Origin of the sequence: Mycobacterium spongiae (genome assembly GCF_018278905.1) — a bacterium.
Lineage (GTDB): Bacteria > Actinomycetota > Actinomycetes > Mycobacteriales > Mycobacteriaceae > Mycobacterium > Mycobacterium spongiae.
Genome location: NZ_CP046600.1, coordinates 2,073,642 through 2,097,446, shown reverse-complemented (window position 1 = coordinate 2,097,446; position 23,805 = coordinate 2,073,642). Strand labels below are relative to the sequence as shown.

Sequence of the window (23,805 nt, the reverse complement as noted above, 5' to 3'; positions counted from 1 at the left end):
GACAGGAAGCGCTGGTCGGCGACCTATCATTCGGCGGCTTCGACCATCACGTAGCCGGCCAGTCGCAGTAATGCGGCTGGGTTGGGGAAGACACGCACGACTCGGTGCGGCGCCTGATCTCTTAATTGAGTCGCTCCACCGAATTGGTGGAGCAGATCTCTTTCCCAGTGCGGCACAGGGACATCGGCGAAGTCGGTGCTGTCTGGGCCGGCCTCGCGCACCATCGTTTCCACTTTGTCGAAGCGCACGTAGGCCGGCTCTCCCCGCTCGTTGTGGACCCCGAAATCGCCGCACACGCGGTTGCGCGAGTAGGTGCGCGAACTCCGGCCCTGCGTCAATTTTGGGTGTGGTATTGCTAAGCGATTAGCCATATCATAACTACCGCCGAGTGTTTGGCCGTTTACCGGAGGTGGGTTATGTCGTTTCTGGTCGTAGCGCCGGAGTTGGTGGCGGCAGCCGCGGGTGATTTGGCCGGTGTCGAGTCCATGATCAGTGCGGCCAATGCGGCGGTGGCGGGGTCGACGACTGAGGTCTTGGCTGCGGCTGCTGATGAGGTGTCGGTGGGGATCGCGGCGTTGTTCGGCGCCCATGGTCAGGCCTATCAGACAGTGAGTGCGCAGGCGGCGGCGTTTCATGCCCAGTTCGTGCGGGCTCTGAGCAGTGCGGGGGGCGCATATGTGGGCGTTGAGGTGGGCAGCGTTTCCCCGTTGCAGGCCGTTTCTCCGCTGCAGGTCCTCGAGCAGCAGGTGCTGGGGGTGATCAACGCGCCTACACAGGTGTTGTTGGGCCGCCCGTTGATCGGTGACGGTGCTCATGGGGCGCCGGGCACCGGTGCCAACGGTGGGCCTGGCGGGCTGTTGTGGGGCAACGGCGGCAACGGCGGGTCTGGGGGGTTGGGGCAAGCTGGTGGGCGCGGTGGTGATGCGGGTCTGTTTGGCAATGGTGGGGCCGGCGGTGCCGGGGGGATGGGCACGGCGGGTTCTGCCGGGCTTGCGGGGACTGGCGCCAACGGGGGCAGTGGGGGTGTGGGCGGGGCCGGTGGGGCTGGTGGGCGAGGTGGTTTGTTGTTTGGTGCTGGTGGGGCCGGCGGTGTGGGTGGCGTCGGTGGTGTGGGTGGTATCGGCGCAACCGGCGCGACGGGTGTCAGCGGGATGGTGGGGGTCGGCGCGGGTGCGAACGGCACCGACGGTGGTGTTGGTGGCACGGGCGGTGAGGGCGGGGTCGGCGGCGATGGCGGGGCCGCCGGCGCCGGTGGGGCCGGGGGCCTGTTCGGCGGAGGGGCCGGACCGGCCGGGATCCAAGGTGATGGCGGTCAAGGTGGTGACGGTGGGCGGGGCGGCACCGGCGGTGTCGGGGGCAATGGCGCCCAAGGCGCCACGGGTGCCACCGGCAGCGAAGGTATGCAGGCCGGTGAGGACGGCGGCATCGGCGGGACCGGGCTGACCGGCGGCGCCGGTGGCCAAGGCGGCACCGGCGGGACCGGCGGAGCGCCCGGGGCCGGCGGGCTGGGTACTAACACCGGCGCCCTGGGCAACGCGGGCATCCAAGGTGACGGAGGCCAGGGCGGAAACGGCGGTCAGGGCGGCACCGGCGGCGTCGGGGGCAACGGCGCCCAAGGCGCCACGGGTGCGATCGGCGACAACGGCATGTCCGCGGGTGAAGCCGGTGGCATCGGTGGTACCGGGCTGACCGGCGGCGCCGGTGGCCAAGGCGGCACCGGCGGGACCGGCGGAGCGCCCGGGGCCGGCGGGCTGGGTACTAACACCGGCGCCCTGGGCAACACGGGCATCCAAGGTGACGGCGGCCAGGGCGGAAACGGCGGTCAGGGCGGCACCGGCGGCGTCGGGGGCAACGGCGCCCAAGGCGCCACGGGTGCGATCGGCGACAACGGCATGTCCGCGGGTGAAGCCGGTGGCATCGGCGGCACCGGGCTCACCGGCGGCGCCGGCGGCCAAGGCGGCACCGGCGGGACCGGCGGGGCAGCCGGAGCCGGCGGGGTCGGCACCACCACCGGCACCCTGGGCAACACGGGACTCCAGGGCGACGGCGGTCAGGGCGGAAACGGTGGTCAGGGCGGCACCGGCGGTGTCGGCGGCAACGGCGCCCAAGGCGCCACCGGCGCTACCGGCAGCAAAGGTATGCAGGCCGGTGACGACGGCGGCATCGGCGGCACCGGGCTCACCGGCGGCGCCGGCGGCCAAGGCGGCACCGGCGGGACCGGCGGAGCAGCCGGAGCCGGCGGGGTCGGCACCACCACCGGCACCCTGGGCAACACGGGCATCCAAGGTGACGGCGGCCAAGGCGGAAACGGCGGTCAGGGCGGCACCGGCGGCGTCGGGGGCAACGGCGCCCAAGGCGCCACGGGTGCCACCGGCAGCAAAGGTATGCAGGCCGGTGACGACGGCGGCATCGGCGGCACCGGGCTCGCCGGCGGCACCGGCGGCCAAGGCGGCACCGGCGGGGCCGGCGGAGCAGCCGGGGCCGGCGGGCTGGGTACTAACACCGGCGCCCTGGGCAACGCGGGCATCCAAGGTGACGGCGGTCAAGGCGGAAACGGTGGTCAGGGCGGCACCGGCGGTGTCGGCGGCAACGGCGCCCAAGGCGCCACGGGTGCGGTCGGCGACAACGGCATGTCCGCGGGTGAAGCCGGTGGCATCGGCGGGACCGGGCTCACCGGCGGCGCCGGCGGCCAAGGCGGCACCGGCGGGGCCGGCGGAGCGCCCGGTGCCGGCGGGCTGGGTACTAACACCGGCGCCCTGGGCAACACGGGACTTCAGGGTGACGGCGGTCAAGGCGGAAACGGCGGTCAGGGCGGCACCGGCGGTGTCGGCGGCAACGGCGCCCAAGGCGCCACGGGTGCCACCGGCAGCAAAGGTATGCAGGCCGGTGACGACGGCGGCATCGGCGGCACCGGGCTCACCGGCGGCGCCGGCGGCCAAGGCGGCACCGGCGGGGCCGGTGGAGCGCCCGGTGCCGGCGGGCTGGGTACTAACACCGGCGCCCTGGGCAACACGGGACTTCAGGGTGACGGCGGTCAAGGCGGAAACGGCGGTCAGGGCGGCACCGGCGGTGTCGGGGGCAACGGCGCCCAAGGCGCCACGGGTGCCACCGGCAGCAAAGGTATGCAGGCCGGTGACGACGGCGGCATCGGCGGCACCGGGCTCACCGGCGGCGCCGGCGGCCAAGGCGGCACCGGCGGGGCCGGTGGAGCGCCCGGTGCCGGCGGGCTGGGTACTAACACCGGCGCCCTGGGCAACACGGGACTTCAGGGTGACGGCGGCCAGGGCGGAAACGGCGGTCAGGGCGGCACCGGCGGTGTCGGGGGCAACGGCGCCCAAGGCGCCACGGGTGCCACCGGCAGCAAAGGTATGCAGGCCGGTGACGACGGCGGCATCGGCGGCACCGGGCTCACCGGCGGCGCCGGCGGCCAAGGCGGCACCGGCGGGACCGGTGGAGCGCCCGGTGCTGGTGGGCTGGGTACCAACACCGGCGCCGTGGGCAACACGGGACTTCAGGGTGACGGCGGCCAGGGCGGAAACGGTGGTCAGGGCGGCACCGGCGGTGTCGGGGGCAATGGCGCCCAAGGCGCCACGGGTGCGATCGGCGACAACGGCATGTCCGCGGGTGAAGCCGGTGGCATCGGCGGGACCGGGCTCGCCGGCGGCGCCGGCGGCCAAGGCGGCACCGGCGGGGCCGGCGGAGCGCCCGGTGCTGGTGGGCTGGGTACTAACACCGGCGCCCTGGGAAACGCGGGCATCCAAGGTGACGGCGGCCAAGGCGGCAACGGTGGCAACGGCGGTGAAGGCGGCAAGGGCGGCCAAGGCGCCCACGGCGACCCCACCTTTGCCATCAACTCTGGTCGCGGCGGGGACGGCGGAAACGGCGGCGACCCCGGGGCTGGTGGCGCACCTGGGGAAGGCGGCAGCGGCACTAACCCCGGCGCCGACGGCCTAGCCGGGCAGACGCCCACTACCGGCGGGGACGGCGGCAACGGAGGCAACGGTGCTGATGCCGTCGTCACCGGCACCAACGGCGCCAACGGCGGCAACGGCGGCAACGGCGGGCTATTCGGGGACGGCGGGGCCGGCGGCAACGGCGGTGTCGGCGCCACGGGCCCCAACAACGCCAGCGTCAACAGTTTCGGTGGTTTCGGCGGTAACGGTGGCAACGGCGGCAACGGCGGGGACATCACCGGCGACGGCGGAGTCGGCGGCAACGGCGGCAACGGCGGCAACGGCGGCAACGATGCCGGCACCCGCAGTTTCGGCGGTGTCGGCGGTGCTGGCGGTAGCGGCGGCACCAGCACCAACGGGACAGGCGGAGTCGGCGGCAACGCCGGCAACGGCGGCGACGGCGGCGACAATGCCAGCAACAGCAGTTTCGGCGGTGGCGGCGGGCGCGGCGGTGACGGCGGCGCCAGCACCAACGGAGCCGGCGGGAACGGGGCAACTGGCGGTAGCGGCGGCAGCGGCGGCAACGCCGCCAACAGTCGCGGCGGCTTCGGCGGGCGCGGCGGCGACGGCGGATTCGGCGGCAGCGCCGGCGGACACGGCGGCAACGGCGGCCTCGCCGCTGATGGGCGCAACGACGTCAGCGGCATCAGTAGCGGCGGTGACGGTGGGGCCGGCGGTATCGGCGGCACCAGCGCCAACGGGACGGCCGGCAACGGCGGCAACGGCACCGCGGGCGGCACCGGCGGCAACAACGCCGGCGACAGTCGCGGCGGTGACGGCGGGGCCGGCGGTACCGGCGGCAGCACCACCAACGGGACACCCGGAGCGGCCGGAGCCGCCGGCAACGGTGGCACCGGCGGCGACAACGCCGGCACCAGTACCGGTGGTAACGGCGGTGCTGGCGGTATCGGCGGCGCCAGCAGCAACGGAGTGGGCGCGAACGGCGCGACTGGCGGCAACGGCGGCAACGGCGGCGTCGCCGCCGCCAACAGCGTCGGCGGTGACGGCGGGCGCGGCGGTGACGGCGGATTCGGGGGCACCGCCGGCGGACGCGGCGGTGACGGCGGCGTCGCCGCCGATGGCCGCGACGACAACAGCGGCAGCAGTACCGGCGGCAACGGCGGTGCCGGCGGTACCGGCGGGACCAGCACCAACGGGACAGCCGGCAACGGCGGCAACGGCTCCACTGGCGGCAGCGGCGGTAACAACGCCGACGACAGTTTCGGCGGTGTCGGCGGTGCCGGCGGTACCGGCGGCAGCACCACCAACGGGACACCTGGGGCCGCGGGAACCGCCGGCAACGGCGGCAACGGTGGCGACAACGCCGGCCGCAGTACCGGCGGTAACGGCGGTGTCGGCGGTCAAGGCGGCGCCAGCAGCAACGGTGCGGGCGCGAACGGCGCGACTGGCGGTAATGGTGGTATCGCTGGCACCACCAACAGCACCAGTACCGGCGGTGACGGCGGGCGCGGCGGTGACGGCGGATTCGGCGCCACCGCCGGCGGACACGGCGGCAACGGCGGCACCGCCGCCGAGGGCCGCAACAATGTTGGCAGCAGTAGGGGCGGTACCGGCGGTTCCGGCGGGGACGGCGGCGCCAGCACCACCGGCGCTGGCGGCAGGGGCGGTGAAGGCACCCACGGCGGCAACGGCGGCACCGCCGCGTTCCAAAGTAGCGGCGGTCGCGGCGGTGCCGGCGGCAACGGCGGTGACAGCACCACCGGGACAGGCGGGAAAGGCGGTGACGGCGGTGACGGCGGGGACGGCCGGAGCGCCGGTTTCAGGAGTCTCGGCGGTTCCGGCGGTTCCGGCGGTGACGGCGGTACAGGTGGCGGCGGATCCGGCGATGCAGGCGTTTCAGGCGGAGGACCTGCTGGCAGCGTCGGCGGACCCGGCGGTGCAGGAGGCGACGGCGGGCCAGCGGCCTAAACGTTGAACTGCTGTCCCTGGCCGCCGTACTCCTCGGCGTGGCCGCCGGTATCGAGCTTGGGTGGCGGGGACGGGCGGCAACGCGGGTACCGGCACCTTGGCCACCGACGGCGGCACCGGCGGAATACAGCGCCAGCGACTGTCACCACCGCGCAGAGCGCGTCGAGCCAACCCGTATCGCGCAGATCTCAGCGAATTGGCTGATGTAGTGCACCCGAACCAAACCTACTGTCGGTGATAGGTGGCTCTTTGCGATTTTCGTTCCGTGGATCAGTCGCACTAGCGGATTTGGGGGATCTTGATGTCGTTTGTGATCGCAGCTCCAGAGGTGCTGGCGGCGACGGCGCGCAGTATCGAAGCCGTCGGCACTTCGCTGAATGCGGCAAACGCGGCAGCAGCAGCATCGACGACCGGGGTGCTGGCCGCCGGCGCCGACGAGGTGTCAGAGGCCGTTGCGTCGATATTTTCGGGCTACGCGCAGCACTACCAGTCGCTGAGCGCTCAAGCTGCGGCGCTTCATCAGAGTCTTGTGCAAAAGTTGACCGCCTCCGGCGGCGCCTACGCGAGCGCCGAGGCGACCAACGCCGCCCAAGCGGTGGAAAGCAGTGTGTTGGGTGTGGTGAATGCACCCACTCTGGCATTGTTCGGACGCCCGCTGATCGGCAACGGCGCCAACGGCACGGCGGCAAGCCCCAACGGCGGTGCCGGTGGCTTCTTGTTCGGCAACGGCGGCAACGGTTTTAGCTTCACCAGCGGGGGCACCGCCAACGGCGGTAGCGGCGGTGCAGCCGGCCTGATGGGCAACGGCGGGGCCGGCGGGAGCGGCTTCGACGGCGGGGCCGGCGGGGCCGGCGGCCGCGGCGGATGGCTGTTCGGCAGCGGCGGCACCGGCGGCGCCGGCGGCTCGGTCACCGGTGCTGGCGAGACAGGTGGCCTTGGTGGGGCCGGGGGCGCTGCGCCCTTCTTCGGCGTAGGTGGCCAGGGCGGCGCCGGCGGCGGCTCGGCGCTGGCAACCGGCGGCACCGGCGGGGCCGGCGGCAGCACCAGCGGCCTGCTCTGGGGCTTCGGCGGTGACGGCGGAGTCGGCGGGTCGGGGGTGACCGGCGGCGACGGCGGCGCCGGCGGCAACGGCGGCGGCTTACTCTTTGCCGGGGGCGGCGACGGCGGCGCGGGCGGAACAGGCACCACCGAAGGCGGCGCCGGAGGTGCCGGCGGCCAAGGAAGCAGTGCGCTCCTGGCTGGCGGCGGCAACGGCGGCGCGGGCGGAACAGGCACCACCCAAGGCGGTGCCGGAGGTACCGGCGGAACAGCCGGCGGCCTGCTCGCCGCTCCCGCTGGCGCCGGTGGTGCCGGCGGTGCAGCGACCGGTGGTGGCGGCATCGGCGGTGACGGTGGTACCGGCGGCCTGGGCGCTTCGTTTGTGCTGGGAGGCGGCGGTGTCGGCGGAACGGGCGGCTCCGGGGACACCGGCGGCGCCGGCGGCGCGGGCGGTATGGGCGCTGCACTCGCTGGTTGGACCATTGGGGGCGACGGCGGTCTCGGCGGCTCCGGCAGCATGAACGGCGGTGCCGGCGGTGATGGCGGGCAGGCCCTGGCGTTCATCGGTACTGCTGGCGGGGGCGCCGGCGGCACCGGCGGCGAGGCGATCGCTGGCACTGGCGGCAACGGTGGTGCTGGCGGCGACGGTGGTACGGGCCTCGGCTTCGGATTCGGCGGGACGGGCGGCAATGCCGGTAGCGGCGCCATGGCTGCCGACGGCGGCGACGGCGGAAACGTCGGGGTAACGATTGACGGCACCTTCCAACCAACATTCGTCGGTAACGGCGGCAACGGCGGCACCGGCATCAACGGCGGCACTGGGGGCACCGGCGGCTCCGGCGGAACAGTTATTGGGGCTGACGGGACGAACGGATCGGCATAGCCGCAAGCCCTGAACCGCTCGCTACTCGCGGCTTCCCCTTCGGCGCCGTACGGCCCTGTTCGGCGGCCAGCCGCGACGATCGATCGGAACACTTCTCCAGATTTGTCAGACCGACCCGCGCGTCCGGCAGCAAATCCAGTCGTTCTCATCCGTGAGATGTCGGTACCACGCTGCCGCACAACAATCGCAGATCAGGCTCCCGTGCTGAGAAGTGCAGAAGCTCCGGCGCTCGGGTGGCGATTATCGACTTCGTACAAGCCCGTTGACCTGCGGACTTTCGCTGTCAGACTGCCGGCAAGAGCACGTGACGGACGCAATAGCGAATTGGGGGTCTTGATGTCGTTTGTGATCGCAGCTCCGGAGATGCTGGCGACAGCCGCGGAGAGTATTGAAGCCATCGGCACCACGCTGAATGAGGCAAACGCGGCAGCAGCAACGTCGACGACCGGGGTGGTGGCCGCCGGTGCCGACGAGGTGTCACAGGCAATTGCGGCGCTGTTTTCGAACCACGCCCAGCAGTACCAGTCACTGAGCGCTCAGTTCGCGGCGGTACATCAGGGTTTCGTACATACGTTGACCGGCTCCGGAAGCGCGTACGCGAGCGCCGAGGCGGCCAATGCTGCCCAAGCGGTGGAAAGCAGTGTGTTGGGTGTGGTGAACGCGCCCACTCTGGCCTTGTTCGGCCGTCCGTTGATCGGCAATGGCGCCAACGGGACGGCGGCAAGCCCCAACGGCGGTGCCGGTGGGTTCTTGTTCGGCAGCGGCGGTGACGGCTTTAGCTTCACGAGTGGGGCCACCGCCAACGGCGGTGCCGGCGGCGAGGCCGGCCTGTTCGGCAACGGCGGGGCCGGCGGGAGCGGCTTTGCCGGCGGGGCTGGCGGGGCCGGCGGCCGCGGCGGATGGCTGTTCGGCAACGGCGGCAGTGGCGGCGTCGGCGGATCGGTGATGGGCGCCGGCGAGACAGGTGGTATTGGTGGGGCCGGTGGCGCATCCCCATTCTTCGGCTTCGGCGGCCAGGGCGGCGCCGGCGGCAGCTCGGCCCTGGCAACCGGCGGCGCCGGCGGGGCCGGCGGAAACGCCAACGGCCTGCCCTGGGGCATCGCCGGCGACGGCGGGGTCGGCGGGTCGGGCGTGACCGGCGGCACTGGCGGCGCCGGCGGCAACGGATTCAGTCCAATCTTGGCCGGCGGCGGTGACGGCGGCACGGGCGGAACGGGCACAACCGAAGGCGGCGCCGGAGGTGCCGGCGGCCAAGCAAGCAGTTTGCTCTTGGGTGTCGGCGGTGATGGCGGCACAGGTGGAACTGGCGGAGCCCAAGGCGGCGCCGGAGGTGCCGGCGGAGTAGGCGGCGGCTGGCTCGCCGCTGCGGCTGGCGCCGGTGGTACCGGCGGCGCAGCGACCGGTGGCGGCGGCATCGGCGGTGACGGCGGTACCGGCGGCGTGGGCTCTTCGTTCGTGTTGGCAAGTGGCGGTGTCGGCGGCACGGGTGGCTCCGGGGACACCGGCGGCGCCGGCGGCGCGGGCGGCGTCGGCGCTGCACTCAGCGGTATGGGCCTTGGAGGCGACGGCGGTCTCGGCGGCTTCGGCACCACCACCGGCGGCGCCGGCGGTGATGGCGGCGAAGGTTTGGCCTTGTCCGGTTTAGCTGGCGGGGGCGCCGGCGGCACCGGGGGCGAGTCTATCGTCGGCACGGGCGGCAATGGTGGCGCCGGCGGCAACGCTGGCGCCGGCCTCGGCATCTCACTCGGCGGAGACGGCGGCAATGCCGGTGCCGGTGCCTTTGCTGCCGACGGCGGCGACGGCGGAAACGTCGGGATAACCACCGACGGCGCCTTCCAACCAACACTCTTCGGTGCCGGCGGTAACGGTGGCAACGGCATCAACGGCGGCACCGGAGGCACCGGTGGAACACTCTATGGCCCTAGCGGGGCGAACGGATCGTCATAGCTGGCAGCGCTACCCCGCCGGCTACTCGAACAACCCCGGCTGACTAACCCCAGCCGGCGGGGTCATGCCCAGGTGTGTCCACGCCAGCGCGGTGGCGACTCGGCCGCGCGGGGTGCGGGCGACCATGCCCGCGCGGACCAGGAACGGCTCGCACACCTCTTCGACGGTGGCGGCTTCCTCCCCGACCGCCACTGCCAGCGTGGAAACCCCGACCGGACCGCCGCCGAAATTGCGGGTCAGCGCCGACAGCACCGCCCGGTCCAGCCGGTCCAGGCCGAACTCGTCGACGTCGTAGACCTCTAGCGCGGATTTGGCGACATCGCAGGTAATGATGCCGTCGGCGCGCACCTCGGCGAAATCCCGGACCCGGCGCAGCAGCCGGTTGGCGATGCGGGGCGTTCCCCGCGAGCGCCGGGCGATCTCGGCACCGGCCTCAGCACCCAACGCGATGCCCAGAATTCCGGCGGAACGAGCCAGTACCCGCTCCAGCTCGGCGGGCTCGTAGAAATCCATGTGCGCGGTGAAGCCGAACCGGTCGCGCAACGGGCCGGTCAGCGCGCCCGAGCGGGTGGTCGCGCCCACCAGGGTAAAGGGCGCGACATCAAGCGGAATCGATGTTGCCCCAGGCCCTTTGCCGACAACCACGTCCACCCGGAAATCCTCCATCGCCAGGTAAAGCATCTCCTCGGCGGGCCGGGCGATCCGGTGGATTTCATCGATGAACAGCACGTCGTGCTCGACCAGATTGGACAACATCGCGGCCAGGTCGCCCGCGCGTTCCAGCGCGGGGCCGGAGGTCACACGCAGCGAGGACCCGAGCTCGGCGGCGATGATCATCGCCAGCGACGTCTTGCCCAGCCCCGGCGGACCGGACAACAGAATGTGATCCGGTGTGCTGCCGCGGTTCTTGGCTCCCTCGATGACCAGCTGAAGCTGTTCGCGCACCCGCGCCTGGCCGATGAACTCGCGCAACGAACGCGGCCGCAGGCTGACGTCGATGTCGCCCTCGCCCACAGTCAGCGCCGGGGACACATCCCGGTCTGAGGGCTCCTCCGAGCTCATCGGGTCTTGCCCAGCAGCGACAGGGCGGCACGCAACGCACTCGATTTCGTCGCGTCATGGTCTCCGGCCAGCACCTTGTCCGTGGCCTCCTCGGCCTGTTTGGCCGCAAATCCGAGGCCCACCAGCGCTTCCACCACGGGGCTGCGCACTGCATGACCGTTGACGGGCGCTACGCCCCCGGCGGGTGACACACCGGAGGGGACCACCTTGTCGCGCAGCTCCAGCACCATTCTGTCGGCACCGCGCTTACCGATGCCGGGCACTCGGGTCAGTGCCGCGACGTTTCCGTCCGCCAGCGCCTGCCGTAACGCCGCGGCGTCGTGCACGGCCAGTGCCGCCATCGCCAGCCGAGGCCCGACGCCGGAGACCGACAGCAGCGTCAGAAATAGGTCGCGCGTCTCGCCATCGGGGAACCCGTACAACGTCATCGAGTCCTCGCGCACGATCATCGCGGTGATAAGCCGGGCCTGGGTCCCCACCTGCAACGTCGCCAGCGTCGATGGCGTCGCGTTGACCCGGTAGCCGACGCCCGCTGCCTCGATCACCACATGATCGAGCGCCACCTCGAGCACCTCGCCCCGGACCGCGGCGATCATCGAGCGGCCTTCAGCTTGGCCACGTAGCTGCGGCGCTGCTGCGCGGCGAGCGCTTCCGCTTTGGCCATCCGGGCGATCATCGGCGCCCGCCAGCAGTGGCAGATCGCCAGAGCCAGCGCGTCGGCAGCGTCAGGCGGCGTCGGTTTGGCTTGCAGCGCAAGAATTCTGGTGACCATCGCGGTGACCTGCGCCTTGTCGGCGGCACCGTTGCCGGTAACGGCCGCCTTGACCTCGCTGGGGGTGTGGAAATGCACGTCGATATCGCGCTTAGCCGCCGCGAGGGCAACGACTCCGCCCGCCTGGGCGGTGCCCATCACCGTCGTCACGTTCAACTGGGAGAACACCCGCTCGATGGCCACCACCTCCGGGAGATGGGTGTCCAACCAGTGCTCAACCGCATCGCTGATGACCAGCAATCGCTGCGCCACTGGGGCGTCTGACGGGGTACGCACCACATCGACGTCCAGCGCAGTGAGCTGCCGACCTCGCCCGCTCTCCACCAGCGACAGCCCGCATCTGGTCAACCCGGGATCAACACCCAATACCCGCACTGCCTGCTCTCCCCGCTCTGTTGCGAACAACTGTTCGATACAGTAGTGGCTCGCACCGACATGCGAGCGCAGGACACGCTAGCCGGCCCGGGCCGGATTGCTACCGTGAAACCCATACTGGTTGATGCCCGGGCCCGGAAGGCTTGCGTGGGAACACTGCTGGTCGTGGCCGCCGTGGCCCTGTACATCGCGTCGATCATGGTCCTGCGGAAGGGGCTGCGACAGCCCAAGTCACCCACCCAGCCACGCAAGCGCGAGAACCCGCGGTCACCGAGCTCGATGCCCCAGTTCGGGCCAAGCCATCTGGGTCCCGGTGCGATCGTCAGCTACGGCGGAGTGGACTACGTGGTGCGCGGGTCGGTCACCTTCCGCGAGGGCTCATTCGTCTGGTGGGAGCACCTCTTGGAAGGCGGCGACCAGCCGATCTGGTTCAGCGTCGAGGACGACGACGGCGGGCCTGAACTCGCCATCTGGATCAAGCGCACGGATCTCGAACTGGAACCTGGCGGCATGCACGGGGTCAACGGCGTCGTGTACCGGGAAGCCGATCGCGGCACTGCCGAGTACAGCACCGAAGGTACGACGGGCCTGCCGCCGGGCGGCGAGATGGACTATGTCGACTACTCCGACGACGACGAGACCGCGCTGCTCTCGTTCGAGCGCTGGGCACCGACTATGCCATGGGAGATATCGACCGGCAGATCGGTGCAGCCCGGCGAAGTCACCGTCTACCCCGCGCCCCCAGCCTCCGCGTAGGACCCCAGACTCCGACCACCGTCGTGACAGCGGTCCCCCGAAAGCTGTTACGTTAAACCGCGCCATCTCTATGCCGTGCGCGGTACGGAAAGGTACGCATGGGAAGTCTGCTGGTGATGCTCGCCATAGCGCTCTTCATCGCCGCCATCGTTGTTCTCATCAAGGCGAGCCGGCGGCCAAGAACCTCGGACAGACCAGACAGACGAAGCCAGCGGCAGGATCCGCTCTCCTTCAACGCGATGCCGCAGTTCGGACCGCGCCAACTCGGTCCCGGCGCGATTGTCAGCTACGGCGGGATCGACTACGTCGTTCGTGGATCGGTCACCTTTCGCGAAGGCCCGTTCGTGTGGTGGGAGCATCTGCTGGAAGGCGGGGACGAGCCGATCTGGTTCAGCGTCGAAGAGGACGAGGGGCGCCTTGAACTCGCGATGTGGACCAAACGCACGGATCTTGCGATACAGCCCGGCGGCGAGCACGTGATCGACGGCGTCACTTTTCGGGAATCAGAACGCGGTCGCGCCGGATATACCACCGAAGGCACCACGGGCCTACCCGCCGGCGGCGACATGGACTACGTCGACTACGCCAATGCCGACGAGACCGCACTGCTTGGATTCGAACGTTGGGCGCCCACCATGCCGTGGGAGATATCGATCGGCAAGTCCGTGCTAGCCGGCGAGCTCACGGTCTACCCCGCACCCCCGGCCTCGGCATAGGACCGCGTCGGTGCCACTTCATCAGCTCGCCGTAGCTCCGGCGGACATATCGGGAGCGGTGCTCGGCCTCGCCCTCAACGCGCCCACGCCGCGTCCGCTGGCCAGTTATCGACTGCGCCACCCCAACGGCAGCGCTCTGTTTCTCGGAGTCCTCGGCGCCTCGCACGTGGTCGCCGTCGACGGCCACTTCTCCGAGGAGGTTTCCTGTACGGCGCGCAGTCATGGCGGCGATCTGCCCGAACGCACCGACGCGCCCGGCTACCACCTTGAATCTCACACCGAGGCACGCACCGAAGCGGCGTTTCGGCGGCTGGCGCACCATCTGCGCGAGCGGTGCGACCACGAACCCGGCTGGCTCGGCGGCACGTTCCCCGGCGATGACGCCGCGTTGACCGCGCTTGCCGCCCAACCCGACGGGACCGGCTGGCGCTGGCGCACATGGCACCTGTACCCGACCGGCGGTGGCGGGACCGTGGTCCACACGACGAGCCGGTGGCACCCGTGAGTCGCAACCGCATGTTTGTTGTTGCCGGCGCGCTTGCCCTCGCCGCCACCGTGGCGCTGATTTTTGGAATAAACCTGCTGAGCAAGGACATCGGCACGTACATCGCGGCCAACTATCGCGAGGTATCTCGCGATGTGAACGGAACGAACTACCTCTGCGGCGGATCGCGCGCGGAGGTGGTCGCCGCGCTCACCAAGCAGGAGGAGCCCGCAGCGCGGGCGTCCTATGGCACCAGCGAGTACCTGCGCTTCCGACGCAAGATCGTGATCATCGGCCCCAACGGTGGTTATCCGTGCATCATCCGGGTCGAGAAACTTAGCGGCGGATACAACCACGGCGCATTCATTTTCTTGGGTCCTGGGTTTTACCCGGGAGCTCCGTCGCGAGGTTCCGGTGGCAGCTCCGGCGGCCCGGGCGGCAGCAAGTAGACGCAGGTGACGCACACGCAAAGGAGACAGTCATGAACCAGGCCCGAGTCGAGTTCGGCACCCTGACCATTGATCCGCTCATCCGCGGCGCGGTCGCGAGTGTTTTGTACTTCCTGGTCGCGTTCGCTGTCCTGCTGGTCGGCTTCGTGATGGTCAACCTGCTGACCCCGGGAAATCTGCGGCAACTGGTGTTCGTCGACCGGCGCCCCAACGCGGTCGTGCTCGCCTGCGCCATGTATGCCGCGCTCGCCATCGTCATCATCAGCGCTATCTTCACCAGCTCCAGCCAGCTGGGCGAAGGGCTGCTCGGGGTTGCGGTGTACGGGTTTGTCGGCGTCGCCCTGCAAGGGACGGCGCTGGTCATTTTGGAGATCGCGGTGCCGGGTCGCTTTCGTGATCACATCGAGGCGAGGCAGCTGCATCCCGCCGCGTTCGCCACGGCGGTGATGCTGCTGTCGGTGGGAGGTGTGATCGCCGCCGCGCTGTCATGACCGCTACCGAACATGCGCCGACCGACCATGCGTCGACACCCTCACCGGCGCCCGGAGGGGGCCGGTCCCCGGAGCCTCCGAGGCGCTGGCGGGCGCTGCTGCTGGCCGCCGTCGCGGCATGTGCGGCGTGCGGCATCGTCTACGAACTAGCGCTGCTGACGCTGTCGACGAGCCTCAACGGTGGCGGCATCGTGGCCACGTCGCTGATCGTCGCGGGGTACATTGCCGCACTGGGGGCCGGCGCCCTGGCGATCAAGCCCCTGCTGGCCCACGCGGCCATCACGTTCATCGCCGTCGAGGTGGCGCTGGGCATCATCGGCGGCGTGTCCGCGGCGGCGCTCTATGTGGCGTTCGCGTTCCTGGATGCCGCGGATGGCTCAGCCTGGGTGCTCGCCGTGAGCACGGCCCTGATCGGCGGCCTGGTCGGTGCCGAGGTTCCGCTGCTGATGACGCTGTTGCAGCGCGGTCGGGTGGCTGGCGCGACCGATAGTGGCCGCACGTTGGCCAACCTCAACGCGGCCGACTATCTGGGCGCATTGGTAGGCGGGCTGGCCTGGCCATTCGTGTTGCTGCCCCATCTGGGAATGATCCGGGGGGCCGCGGCGACCGGGATGGTGAACCTGGTGGCCGCAGCCATCGTGGCCATTTTCTTGCTGCGGCCGGTGGTTTCGCCCCACCAGTTGCTCACGGCGCTGTGCGTGCTGCTGGCGGCGTTCGGGCTGCTGGTCACGCTGCTGGTGCGGTCCCGAGATATCGAGACCACCAGCCGCCAGCAGCTCTACGACGACCCCATCATCGCCTACCGCCACACTGCCTATCAGGAAATCGTTGTCACCCGCCGCGGCGACGACCTGCGGCTCTACCTCGACGGCGGCTTGCAGTTCTCCACCCGCGACGAGTACCGCTACACCGAAAGCCTGGTCTATCCCGCGTTGCGCGACGACGCCCGCTCGGCGCTGATCTTGGGCGGTGGCGACGGCTTGGCAGCCCGCGAACTGCTGCGCACGCCCCGAATCGACACGATCGTGCAGGTCGAGCTCGACTCCGCCGTCATCGAATTGGCGCGCACGACCATGCGCACCGCCAACAGCGGCTCGCTGGACAATCCCCGCGTGCACGTCGTTATCGACGACGCAATGGGCTGGCTACGCCACGCCCAGATCCCCTCCGGTGGTTTCGATGCTGTCATCGTCGACCTGCCCGACCCGGACACGCTCGTGCTTGGTCGGCTGTATTCCACTGAGTTCTACGCCCTGGCCGCGCGTGCGCTGGCAGCCGACGGGCTCATGGTGGTGCAGGCCGGCAGCCCGTTTTCCACACCGATGGCGTTCTGGCGCACTGTCTCGACCATCGCCGACGCCGGGTTCTCGGTGACGCCGTATCACGTCCATGTGCCCACGTTCGGTGACTGGGGTTTCGTGCTGGCGCGCCGTGGGAAAGCGGCCCCCATGCCGGTCATGCCTGCGGACGCGCCGCCGCTGCGATTCCTGAACCCGCAGGTGCTAGAAGCCGCGACCGTGTTTGCCGGTGACATCGGACCCCGCGCACTGGAGCCCTCGACGCTGGAACATCCCCGCATCGTCGAGGACATGCGCACCGGGTATCGGTGAGGCGACCATCGGCCCTTGAACCCGCCACGGCAGGACCCCGGACACAAGGCGCCTCCACCGTGAGCGAAACTGATAATGCCCCGATGAGAATTGTAAATATGTATTAATATCTCCCCGATGATGTGGCAAAGGCCCTCTGCGCGAATATGTGAGCTGCTTCGCGAGAGCGGCTGGGTGGCACTCAACCCCGGTCACGAATGGCTCGACAATCTCGACCGTGCCGTATTGGCCGCCGACCCGTCACTCGCCGACGAACTCGCCCTCGCCGACGTTGTCAAACAGGCCATCCGTGCTTTCTTGGTTCACTTCGGCGTCAGCAAATTGCGCGACCCTGGCGCCCCGGTGCCCCCCTATCAGGGCGTAGAGACGCTGCGGATGGCCAGGGAACTACAGCGGCGCGGGAAGGACACCTTGGTGCGCGACATCTACCGCATCGTGCAAACCGTGTCATGGCACCGCTTTACCGAGGTTGCTGCACAGCATGTTCCCGACCCGGACGACCTGCGAGAGGTACTCGACGTCGCGTTTCGGTCCAGCACCGATTTCGTCGACGCCAGCATTGCCGCCCTGACCGCGAAAATGCAGTTGGAACGCAACGAGCTCACCCACAGCGCCAACGCCGACCGCCGCAAGATCGTCGAGCTCATCCTCAGCGGTACTCCCACCCAGCGAGAGCACACCGAAACGCAATTGGGCTACCCGCTGGCTCCACCGCACACGGCCGCCATCATCTTCAGCAACCAGCCCAGCAGCGACCCCAGCCACCTCGACCGAGCCGCCGAAGCGTTCGACCACGCGGTCGGATCCCCACAGTCCCTGACCGTCGTCGCCGACACGACGACGCGCTGGGTCTGGGTCAGTGGCGCGGCCGGGGTCGACAACGACAAACTGTGCCGGGCACTCGACAACGCACCGACGGCACGCATTGCCATTGGAACCACCGCGCCAGGTATTGACGGATTCCGACGCAGCTACCTCGACGCACGCACCACGCAATACACGATGAGCCGACTGCGGTCCTGCCTCCAGGTCGCATCCTTCGCCGACCTCAAGCTGGCCGCGGTACTAGCCGAATACCCCCAGGCCCGAGACCGCTTCATCGAAGTCACCCTGGGAGACTTCGAGTCGGCCGCCCCGAGTTTGCACACCACGCTGTTGACCTTCATCAACCAGCAATGCAACGCCGCTCGCACCGCGAACCTGCTGTACATGCACCGCAACACCTTGATGCGCCGACTCGAGGCGGCCCAGCGGCTTCTCCCCCGCCCCCTCGAGGGCACCACGGTGCACGTTGCGGCCGCACTCGAAGCCCTGCACTGGCGCGAGCACCGCAACGGTGATTCCGTGAAAATGTCTGCTCAGCAGGACCGCGAGGTGACACCCTCGGCGCAGCCCTGAAAGCTCGCATGCCGGACGGGTGCCCCGGTGGTGGCCGCCCCAATGCACTAGCGCCAGCCGCCGCAATAGCGCTGTGCAAAGTGCACAGGTGCTCTACCATCGATCTGTGGCACCCAAGGCGCCGTCCCAGCGGGTGCGGGAGCTGATCCGTGCGGCGGCCCGCGCCGCCCTGGAGTCCAATGAGGAATGGCTCGACGAATTGGACCGCGCGACCGTCGCCGCCAACCCGGACATCGCGGATGACCCGGCTCTGGCAACGATTGTCAGCCGCGCCAATCGCGCCAACTTGCGCCACTTTGCCGCCGCCAACCTGCGCAATCCCGGCGATCCGGTGGCGCCGAATCTCAGCCCCGAGACGCTGCGCATGGCCCGGGATCTCGTGCGTCTTGGCCACGACGTGTCGACGCTCGACATCTACCGCACCGGACACAATGTGGCCTGGCAGCGCTGGAACGACATCGCGTTCGGGCTCAGCTCCAACCCCCAGGAACTACGCGAGCTTCTTGATGTGTCATTTCGCTTGGCCAAAGACTTCATCGACTCGACGCTTGCTGGCATCGACGCGAAGATGCGGTCGGAATACGACGAGCTGACCCGAAACATCCAAGCCGAGCGACGCAAACTCGTGGAACATCTGCTGGACGGCGGTCCGGTCAGCCTTGACAGCGCCGAGGCCCGGCTGGGCTACCGGCTCAACCGACCCCATACCGCTGCGGTCATCTGGAGCGACCGGCCCGACGACGACCCCAGCTGCCTTGATGAAGCAGCATCGGCATTCGGCGACGCCGTTGGACGGCGCGATCCGCTCATCGTGGTCGCGAGTGCCCCGACTCGCTGGGTGTGGGTCAAAGGAATCCGCGCGTTGGACACCGACCGAATTCACGGCACGCTCGCCAACGCCCCGCACGTGCGTGTCGCGATCGGGTCCACCGCTGACGGTCTCGAAGGGTTTCGGCGCAGTCACCTCGAAGCATTGGCAACTCAGCGAATACTCAGCCAGTCGCTACGGTCCGAACGCGTGGCGAGCTATTCGGATATCGAGATGATCGCGCTACTTACCGAGAACCCCGACGGTGCGGATAACTTCATCGAAAGCACTCTGGGAGCTTTCGAAGATGCCGGCCCAGAACTCCACAACACGGTGCTGACCTTCATCAATGAACAGTGCAATACCTCGCAGGCCGCAAACCGCCTATTCATCCACCGAAACACCCTGACAAACCGACTCGAGACGGCGCAACGACTCCTGCCCCGACCGCTAGCGGAGACCACCATTCGGGTCGCCGTCGCACTGGAAGCCCTGCGCTGGCGCGCCCAGGAGACCTCGCATTCCGGGAATTCGGACGAACCGCGCGCTGATTAGGGCCACCACGACACCCGGCACACCGGGTACCGAGTCAGCGACCCTGTCGAGCATCCACGCTGAGTACGGCGCGCTAAGGCCTGGATACATCTGTCGTTGTCGCGCGGCCGACGCAATCGCCCGGTGCACAGGTGCACACATGGCCTACTATCAGCCTGTGGTACGGCTAGAGCCCTCACCGCGGGTACGCGAGCTCATCCGCGAAGCAGCCTGGATCGCCCTCCACCCCAGCCAGGACTGGCTCGACGCGTTCGACCAGGCCACGCTGGCCGCCTATCCGTCCATCGGAGAAGACCCCGCACTGGCGGCGATCATCAGCCGTTCCAACCGCACCAATCTCATTCACTTCGCCGCTGCCAATCTGCGCGAACCCGGGGCGTCCGTACCACCGAACCTCGGCGCCGAACAAGTACGCATGGCCCGAGAGCTCGTTCGCCGCGGTGTGGACTCGGTAGCACTCGAGGTCTACCGGATCGGACACAACGTGGCCCTGCGGCGGTGGACCGAAATCGTGTTCGGACTTACCTCCGATCCCGCCGAGCTGCGCGAGCTCCTTGACGGGCCGGTCCGGTCGGCCAATGAATTCGTGGACGCCACACTTGCCGGCCTGGCGGCACAGATGCAGCAAGAACGCGATCAGCTGACCCGCGATATCCATGCTCAGCGCCACAGAATCGTGGAAAACATCCTCGATGGCGCTCCGTTCAACAGTGAGCAGGCCGAAGCCAAATTGGGCTATCCGCTCGACGGATCGCATACCGCCATGATCATCTGGAGCGACGAGCCCGACGACTACCACAACGAACTGGACCGCGCCGCAGAAGCGGTCGTCAGTACAGCAGGGTCACCGCTGGCGTTGACGGTGGTCCCGGACGCGGCGACCCGCTGGCTGTGGTCTCAGGACGCAGCCGGCTTCGATATCACCAACGTCCGCCATGCGCTCAGCAACGCTCCCGGTGCGCGCGCCGCGATCGGAACTACCGCACCGGGAATGGACGGGTTCCGCACCAGCCACTTTGATGCGCTCACCACGCAACGAACGTTGGCTCGGATGAGGTCAACCCAACGAGTTGCGTTGTTCGGCGCTATCGAGATGGTCGCGTTGCTTACTCACGACCTGGCAAGCACCGACAAATTTATCGCGAACACTCTTGGCGACTTCGAGTCGGCCAGCCGCGAGCTGCATGCCACTCTGCTGGCCTTCATCCGCCAGCAGTGCAACGCCTCACGTGCGGCGAAAGTCCTCTACATCCATCGAAACACGTTGCTGCACCGGGTCGAGGCAGCGCAAAAACTCCTCCCCCGTCCTCTCGACGAAACCACCTTGCATGTCGGTATAGCGCTCGAAGTTCTCCAATGGCGCGGCGATCACGCCGAGGACTACGGGAAAAAACGCACCGAGCAGCAACCTGGCGTGGCGCCGACGGGATCGCGCTGAGGCTGGTGCCAGCACATGAGCGCGTGAGGCATGGCTGCCCGCCCGGACCTGTCGGCAACACGGGCTGCGTCCGGTAGCCGCTGCTCATGGGCCCTCTGTTGCTGCTGCTTGCTGGGCTGGCGTTCCTCGACTCGCTCAATCTGCTCAACGTAGGCGTGGTTTCGGCGGTCATTTACGACAGCCGGTTGAACCGAAGATCACCGCTTCCTGGCGCCTTGAGCTTCATCGCCGGTGTGTTCACGGTCATGAGCACTATTGGCTTGCTGACCGTGTTGGGTCTGCATTTCTTGACCGATTTCGTTGACTTCAGAATTACACCGACAATTCGCTATTGGGGCGAGCTGCTAGTAGGAGTCGTGCTCATCAGTGTCGCCTATTTTCCGTTGACCGCCCAATCGTCGGCGCCCGGCTGGGCGATGGCGGCGCCGCGGCAACGCCCGTGGTTGCTCGGATTCGTTGGACTAGCAGTCGGTCTCGGTCAAGCGACAACGGGGGTGCCATTCCTCACCATGCTTGGCATGCTCTCGGCGCTGCATCCACGACCGGCGATATGGCCGCTGATCGTCATCGCCTACTGCGCTATCACAGTGTGGTTGCTGCTGCTCCTGCTTGCATTGGCGACTCGACGAACCGCACGAGCCAATCGAATCCAGCGCAGGATCGTGCGCGTTTTGACCCGCTACGGTCCGATCACGGTGCGGATCATTTTCCTGGTTGTCGGAGCGGGACTGATCGTCGACGCCGTCATGCACTACAGCGCGCTTCGGTGGTGAGTTACCCCTCACTCGTCGTCGAGAACCCCGAGGACCTCGTCGGACACCTCGACGTTGGTCCACACGTTCTGCACATCGTCGCTTTCCTCGAGCGCGTCGACGAGCTTGAACACCTTGCGCGCGCCATCCACGTCGACCGGCACGCTCACCGACGCCTGGAATCCGGCTTCGGCCGATTCGTAGTCGATGCCGGCATCTTGCAGCGCACTGCGCACCGCGACGAGTTCACTTGGCTCGGAGATGACCTCGAAACTGTCTCCAAGATCGTTGACGTCCTCGGCACCGGCTTCCAACACCGCCGTGAGCACGTCGTCTTCGGTGAGACCGTTCTTTTCCAAGGTCACCACGCCCTTGCGGGAAAACAGGTACGACACCGACCCCGGATCCGCCATGGCGCCGCCATTGCGGTTCATCGCCACTCGCACCTCGCTGGCAGCACGATTGCGATTGTCGGTCAGACACTCGATCAGCACCGCCACACCGTTGGGCGCGTAGCCCTCATACGTGATGGTCTGCCAGTCGGCGCCGCCCGCCTCCTCGCCGGCACCGCGCTTGCGGGCTCGTTCGATGTTCTCGTTGGGAACCGAACTCTTCTTCGCCTTCTGGATAGCGTCGTAGAGCGTCGGGTTGCCCCCGGGGTCACCGCCACCAACACGCGCCGCAACCTCGATGTTCTTGATCAGCCGGGCGAACATCTTGCCGCGGCGGGCGTCGATGACGGCCTTCTTGTGCTTGGTGGTGGCCCACTTGGAATGGCCGCTCATCGCAGTGATTTACCTCATTCTGTTCCTTGTTCGCCAGACGAGTCTACGTGGAGGCCATGCGCTTGGACCGGCATGTCACCGCGCTGGCGATCGCGGAGCGCCACGTCGGTTGCGGGCGGCTATGAGCCTCCCGACAACCGGCGGGCTCTCACCATGTCGACGAACAGTCGGTGGATGCGACGGTCCCCGGTCACCTCCGGGTGAAACGCCGTCGCGAGGACGCCGGCCTGACGCACCGCGACGATATGACCCGAGGCCCGGGCCAGCACCTGCACGCCTTGACCGGCCCGCTCCACCCATGGCGCGCGGATGAAAACCCCGTGCACCGGCTCATCGAGCCCCACGAACGCGATATCGCCTTCGAAAGAGTCGACTTGACGCCCAAAAGCATTGCGCCGCACTGTGATATCGATGGCACGCAGTGGTAACGCGCGGCGGCCGTTGGCACCGGCGTCCAAGATCTCGGTGGCCAGCAGAATCATGCCGGCGCAGGCGCCGTAGGCCGGCAGTCCGTCGGCCAGCCGTGCCCGTAGTGGTTCCAGGAGGCCGAAGTCGAGCAGCAGGTGGCTCATGGTCGTAGATTCCCCACCGGGAATGACCAGCGCGTCCACCACGTCAAGCTCGTCGCGACGGCGCACTGTCATCGGCTCGGCCCCAGATTCACGCAGTGCCACCAGGTGCTCGCGGGCGTCACCCTGAAGCGCCAAGACCCCTATTTTCGGAGTACTCACCGCCTGTTCACGGCCCGCCCGCTCATGGGCACGTCGCCTGATATCCGCTGACGAAGCGGGTCAGCCCTTCTTGCATCACCGCGGCGACCATCGCACCGGACTGGTTGAAGATCTTGCCCTGGGTGAGCGCGCGCCCGCTGCACGCCGACGGCGAAGATTGGTCATACAACAACCACTCGTCGGCCCGAAACGACCGCATGAACCACATCGCATGGTCCAGGGAGGCCACTTGCAGATGTTTCCGCACCTCGAGGTGGGTGACCTGCGCCGACCCCAGCAGTGTCAGGTCGCTCATGTAGGCCAGCGCGCAAATGTGCAGCACCGGGTCATCGGGCAGCCGATCGTGGTGGCGAAACCACACCTGCTGCTGGGAGGCCTTTCCCGGCAGGCGGTGGAGGTCATCGCGTGGCACGATGCGGACATCCCACTCCTCGAACTGCCGGAATCCGGCGTCATCGAACACCCGTATCGACGACAGACCGGGCAGGTCGTCAGGCGGCGGCGCGGCTGGCATGGCGTCCTGGTGCGTGATGCCGTCCTGATGGGTTTGGAACGACGCGGACATGCTGAAGATCGTTTGGCCGTGCTGGATCGCGTTGACCCGCCTCGTACAGAAGGAGCCGCCGTCGCGCAGCCGCTCCACGATGAAGACCGTAGGCGCCGTGGCGTCTCCGGGACGGATGAAGTAGCCATGCAGCGAGTGCACCAGGTAGCGCGGTTCGACCGTGCGCACGGCCGAAACCAGCGACTGGCCGGCGACATGACCGCCGAAGGTGCGCTGGAGAAACCCCGAGTCGGGGCTAAACACGCTACCGCGGTAGATGTCGACCTCGAGTTGTTCGAGATCAAGGATCTGCTCGATCGCCACGGAAC

The 23,805-nt window shown here is 68.8% G+C and carries 20 protein-coding genes and 1 pseudogene; 14 read left to right on the top strand and 7 right to left on the bottom strand.

What is annotated here, in order from left to right:
* Positions 1 to 35: 35 nt before the first annotated feature.
* A pseudogene (locus F6B93_RS08705) lies at positions 36 to 236 on the bottom strand (transposase); the annotation flags it as partial.
* A 180-nt stretch (positions 237 to 416) separates the two neighbouring features.
* Between F6B93_RS08705 and F6B93_RS08700 the strand changes: the two are divergent.
* The 4 genes from F6B93_RS08700 to F6B93_RS08685 all read left to right on the top strand — a co-directional run bounded on the left by F6B93_RS08700 (position 417) and on the right by F6B93_RS08685 (position 9,750).
* A complete protein-coding gene (locus F6B93_RS08700) occupies positions 417 to 5,882 on the top strand; it encodes a PE family protein (protein WP_211698736.1) in 5,466 nt (1,821 codons plus the stop codon).
* 61 nt (positions 5,883 to 5,943) lie between these two features.
* Complete coding sequence (locus F6B93_RS08695; protein ID WP_211698735.1) at positions 5,944 to 6,120, top strand: hypothetical protein; 177 nt, start codon at positions 5,944 to 5,946, stop codon at positions 6,118 to 6,120.
* Positions 6,121 to 6,183: 63 nt separating this feature from the next.
* On the top strand, positions 6,184 to 7,803 hold the full coding sequence (locus tag F6B93_RS08690; RefSeq protein WP_211698734.1) for a PE family protein: 1,620 nt from the start codon (positions 6,184 to 6,186) through the stop codon (positions 7,801 to 7,803).
* Between the two features lie 336 nt (positions 7,804 to 8,139).
* Positions 8,140 to 9,750, top strand: a complete 1,611-nt coding sequence (locus F6B93_RS08685) for a PE family protein (protein WP_211698733.1) — start codon at positions 8,140 to 8,142, stop codon at positions 9,748 to 9,750.
* A 21-nt stretch (positions 9,751 to 9,771) separates the two neighbouring features.
* Here F6B93_RS08685 and ruvB read toward each other — a convergent pair whose 3' ends face one another.
* From ruvB to ruvC, 3 genes are read right to left on the bottom strand one after another with little or no spacing between them, the layout of a single operon-like run.
* A complete protein-coding gene (ruvB, locus tag F6B93_RS08680) occupies positions 9,772 to 10,812 on the bottom strand; it encodes a Holliday junction branch migration DNA helicase RuvB (protein ID WP_211698732.1) in 1,041 nt (346 codons plus the stop codon).
* Positions 10,809 to 11,408 (bottom strand): Holliday junction branch migration protein RuvA, encoded by a 600-nt coding sequence (ruvA, locus tag F6B93_RS08675; protein ID WP_211698731.1) that lies wholly within the window; start codon positions 11,406 to 11,408, stop codon positions 10,809 to 10,811. Before ruvA ends, ruvB begins: the two co-directional genes overlap by 4 nt.
* A complete protein-coding gene (gene ruvC, locus F6B93_RS08670) occupies positions 11,405 to 11,959 on the bottom strand; it encodes a crossover junction endodeoxyribonuclease RuvC (protein WP_211699361.1) in 555 nt (184 codons plus the stop codon). The genes ruvA and ruvC overlap by 4 nt, the downstream gene beginning before the upstream one ends.
* Before the next feature lie 147 nt (positions 11,960 to 12,106).
* On the opposite strand from ruvC, the gene F6B93_RS08665 reads away from it, so the two are divergent.
* The 10 genes from F6B93_RS08665 (at position 12,107) to F6B93_RS08620 (ending at position 21,437) form a co-directional block, all read left to right on the top strand.
* On the top strand, positions 12,107 to 12,715 hold the full coding sequence (locus F6B93_RS08665; RefSeq protein WP_211698730.1) for a DUF4178 domain-containing protein: 609 nt from the start codon (positions 12,107 to 12,109) through the stop codon (positions 12,713 to 12,715).
* Positions 12,716 to 12,813: 98 nt separating this feature from the next.
* Positions 12,814 to 13,431 (top strand): DUF4178 domain-containing protein, encoded by a 618-nt coding sequence (locus tag F6B93_RS08660; protein WP_211698729.1) that lies wholly within the window; start codon positions 12,814 to 12,816, stop codon positions 13,429 to 13,431.
* A 10-nt stretch (positions 13,432 to 13,441) separates the two neighbouring features.
* Complete coding sequence (locus F6B93_RS08655; RefSeq protein ID WP_211698728.1) at positions 13,442 to 13,936, top strand: DUF2617 family protein; 495 nt, start codon at positions 13,442 to 13,444, stop codon at positions 13,934 to 13,936.
* Positions 13,933 to 14,364, top strand: a complete 432-nt coding sequence (locus F6B93_RS08650; RefSeq protein ID WP_211698727.1) for a DUF4247 domain-containing protein — start codon at positions 13,933 to 13,935, stop codon at positions 14,362 to 14,364. The genes F6B93_RS08655 and F6B93_RS08650 overlap by 4 nt, the downstream gene beginning before the upstream one ends.
* A 32-nt stretch (positions 14,365 to 14,396) precedes the next feature.
* Positions 14,397 to 14,855, top strand: coding sequence for a DUF350 domain-containing protein (locus F6B93_RS08645; RefSeq protein WP_211698726.1), 459 nt, complete (start codon positions 14,397 to 14,399; stop codon positions 14,853 to 14,855).
* A complete protein-coding gene (locus tag F6B93_RS08640) occupies positions 14,852 to 16,465 on the top strand; it encodes a polyamine aminopropyltransferase (protein ID WP_211698725.1) in 1,614 nt (537 codons plus the stop codon). The genes F6B93_RS08645 and F6B93_RS08640 overlap by 4 nt, the downstream gene beginning before the upstream one ends.
* Positions 16,466 to 16,582: 117 nt before the next feature.
* Positions 16,583 to 17,863 (top strand): PucR family transcriptional regulator, encoded by a 1,281-nt coding sequence (locus tag F6B93_RS08635; protein WP_211698724.1) that lies wholly within the window; start codon positions 16,583 to 16,585, stop codon positions 17,861 to 17,863.
* Between the two features lie 106 nt (positions 17,864 to 17,969).
* Entirely contained in the window at positions 17,970 to 19,226 is a 1,257-nt protein-coding gene (locus tag F6B93_RS08630; RefSeq protein WP_211698723.1) for an Rv1453 family transcriptional regulator, read from the top strand.
* A 139-nt stretch (positions 19,227 to 19,365) separates the two neighbouring features.
* On the top strand, positions 19,366 to 20,664 hold the full coding sequence (locus tag F6B93_RS08625; protein ID WP_425518513.1) for an Rv1453 family transcriptional regulator: 1,299 nt from the start codon (positions 19,366 to 19,368) through the stop codon (positions 20,662 to 20,664).
* Positions 20,665 to 20,750: 86 nt separating this feature from the next.
* Positions 20,751 to 21,437, top strand: a complete 687-nt coding sequence (locus tag F6B93_RS08620; RefSeq protein ID WP_211698722.1) for a GAP family protein — start codon at positions 20,751 to 20,753, stop codon at positions 21,435 to 21,437.
* 8 nt (positions 21,438 to 21,445) lie between these two features.
* Here the strand turns inward: F6B93_RS08620 and F6B93_RS08615 are convergent, their stop codons facing one another.
* The 3 genes from F6B93_RS08615 to tesB form a co-directional block, all read right to left on the bottom strand.
* A complete protein-coding gene (locus tag F6B93_RS08615; RefSeq protein ID WP_211698721.1) occupies positions 21,446 to 22,201 on the bottom strand; it encodes a YebC/PmpR family DNA-binding transcriptional regulator in 756 nt (251 codons plus the stop codon).
* 119 nt (positions 22,202 to 22,320) lie between these two features.
* A complete protein-coding gene (gene pdxT, locus F6B93_RS08610) occupies positions 22,321 to 22,932 on the bottom strand; it encodes a pyridoxal 5'-phosphate synthase glutaminase subunit PdxT (RefSeq protein WP_211698720.1) in 612 nt (203 codons plus the stop codon).
* 22 nt (positions 22,933 to 22,954) lie between these two features.
* Complete coding sequence (gene tesB, locus F6B93_RS08605; RefSeq protein WP_211698719.1) at positions 22,955 to 23,800, bottom strand: acyl-CoA thioesterase II; 846 nt, start codon at positions 23,798 to 23,800, stop codon at positions 22,955 to 22,957.
* Between the last annotated feature and the right edge of the window lie 5 nt (positions 23,801 to 23,805).